Origin of the sequence: Streptomyces sp. NPDC049577 (assembly GCF_040675635.1) — a bacterium.
GTDB lineage: Bacteria > Actinomycetota > Actinomycetes > Streptomycetales > Streptomycetaceae > Streptomyces.
The window spans coordinates 1-2,232 of sequence record NZ_JBFAPH010000568.1 but is presented as its reverse complement, the minus strand read 5'-3'; the positions used below and the strand labels follow the sequence as shown (position 1 = coordinate 2,232).

At 69.4% G+C, this 2,232-nt stretch carries 3 protein-coding genes; 1 reads left to right on the top strand and 2 read right to left on the bottom strand.

The window, feature by feature from the left end:
- Window positions 1-60 precede the first annotated feature (60 nt).
- On the bottom strand, window positions 61-429 hold the full coding sequence (locus tag AB0K09_RS32725) for an alcohol dehydrogenase catalytic domain-containing protein (RefSeq protein ID WP_366069028.1): 369 nt from the start codon (window positions 427-429) through the stop codon (window positions 61-63).
- A gap of 147 nt (window positions 430-576) precedes the next feature.
- Here AB0K09_RS32725 and AB0K09_RS32720 point away from each other — a divergent pair, with 147 nt between their 5' ends.
- Window positions 577-1,488 (top strand): AraC family transcriptional regulator, encoded by a 912-nt coding sequence (locus AB0K09_RS32720; RefSeq protein WP_366069027.1) that lies wholly within the window; start codon window positions 577-579, stop codon window positions 1,486-1,488.
- Window positions 1,489-1,669: 181 nt separating this feature from the next.
- Here the strand turns inward: AB0K09_RS32720 and AB0K09_RS32715 are convergent.
- On the bottom strand, window positions 1,670-2,232 hold a 563-nt coding region (locus tag AB0K09_RS32715), incomplete at its 5' end, for a phosphotransferase (RefSeq protein WP_366069026.1).

The following is a 2,232-nucleotide window of genomic DNA, read 5'->3' as shown; positions in this document are numbered from 1 at the left end:
AGCCGTCGTATGTCTTCAGCGTCGTCTGCAGGCCCTTGACGATCTCGTGCTGGGACTGCTTCATGTGGATCTCGTAGACGTCCCGGGAGGCCGGAGAACACCGGCCGGCACCAGCAGCCGATCGCCGTACACACCCTCCGAGCTCATCTCCCCGACGCCCGCTGTCAGCACCGCGTCCCCCACCGCGAAACCACTCACCCCCGCGCCGACCGCCAGCACCTCCCCGGCCGCCTCATAACCGACCCGCGAACCCGGCAACGTCGGCTGGTAGTAATAACCCCCCGAGCGGAACAACGCCTCCGCACGATTCAGCCCCAGCGCATCCACCCGCACCAGCACCTCACCAGGCCCAGGCTCGCCCAGATCCACCTCCTCGATCCGCAGCACCTCGGGCCCACCGAGCTCGTCGAACACCACACGCTTCGCCATCGCCGAACACCCTCCATCAGTTGAGTAACGGGGCGTCAGATACGCGCCCCGCCCGCTGACCCCAACCGTAGGAAGATCAACACCGGCCGCCCATGCCACAGCGTCTCGCGATCATGTGCGCACGTCTCCACGACTACGCTCACCCGCATGGACGTACTCAGTGACGCGATCACCGCCATGCGCACCGGACGCCCCCACGCCGCCCGCAAACACCACCACGGCACCTGGGGCCTGCACTTCCCCGCCACCGCCGGCGTCGGCTTCCACGCCGTCCTCCACGGCACCTGCTGGGTACTCCCCGAAGACAACACCCCACCGATCCGGCTCGACACCGGCGACCTCGCCTTCGTCCACGGCATCGCACACGGCCTCGCCGACCACCCCACCACCCCACTCACCAAGGTCACCCAGAACCCCGACGGCTCCTGGCACCCCGGCCCACCCACCCACACCGACGGAACCCCCGGCACCCAACTGCTCTGCGGCGCCTACCGCCTCAACCGCTCCCGCCCCCACCCCCTCCTCACCTGCCTCCCCACCGTCATCCGCCTCCCCACCCAAGGCCACCCCCTCGGCGCCGTCATCGACCTCCTCCGCGCCGAAACCGCAGACCCCAGACCCGGCGCGGCCGCCGCCACCAGCGCCCTCCTCGACACCACCCTCCTCTACATCCTCCGGGCCTGGTACGACGGCCACGCCCGAGCCACCACCGGCTGGGCCGCAGCCCTGAACGACCCCGCCATCGGCCAGGCCCTCAGCGCCATCCACCACAACCCCGCCCACCCCTGGACCGTCGAAGAACTCGGCACCGTCGCCGGCCTCTCACGCGCAGCCTTCGCCAAACGCTTCACCGCACTCGTCGGCGAACCACCACTGGCCTACCTGACCTGGTGGCGCCTCACCCTCGCCGGCCGCCTCCTCCGCGAAGGCGACCAGCCACTGCGAGCCATAGCCCAACGCACCGGCTACACATCGGAATTCGCCTTCGCCAAAGCCTTCAAGAGGGAATACGGCACAGCCCCGGGCCGCTACCGCACCCAACAGACCGCCGCACTCTGACAGCCGGCTTCACAATGAGCTGCGCCCGAAGCCAGGGAGCGTGCAGCTCCGCCACTGCCGCAGCATGCCCGCGTCTGCACACCGCCCTCCCGAACAAGCCGCCCCGCACCGGCCCCCACCAGGCCCTCCTCGAACCGGCCCGCAGCCTCACCCGCCTCAGGCACCCGCGTGCCCCCGCAACCTACGCGTAACGCTCGAACAGAGCCGCGATGTACTCCTCAAGCCTGCCGGCGAGAACCGAAGGAGTCAGGTCTGTACGACCCAGCTCGCGCCAGGGAACAGCCACCTTCTCGGCGTCGGGCGCAAAGGCCAGGGCATCGATGAGCCGCCAGTACAGATGCGCAGCGCGCTGCTCGGCGACCTGCCCTCCCTCGGCCAGATACCGGTCCACGAAACTCATCCCCAGCGGAACACCGTGGAGCAGAGCCAACGCCGTCGAGCAATGGGCCACATCAAGATCAGCCGGTCCCCACGAGGTCTCCACCCAGTCGACGACCCCGCTGATACGGATACCGTCCCCTTCACCATCGAAGAGGACATTGCCCGGATGAAAGTCCCGGTGCAGGAAACACGACCGATGAGCGGGGGGATCCTGCCGGATGACGTCAACAGCCCGCTGCCACAGCTCCGGCCGCCCCGTGGACTCAGGCAGCGCCACCCGCTCCGGGTCGGGGAACAGCCCCAGCCCGTCGGCCAGTTCGTAGGCCCGCGCGAGGTGCGGCAGCGAACGCGCGGCGTGCAGGC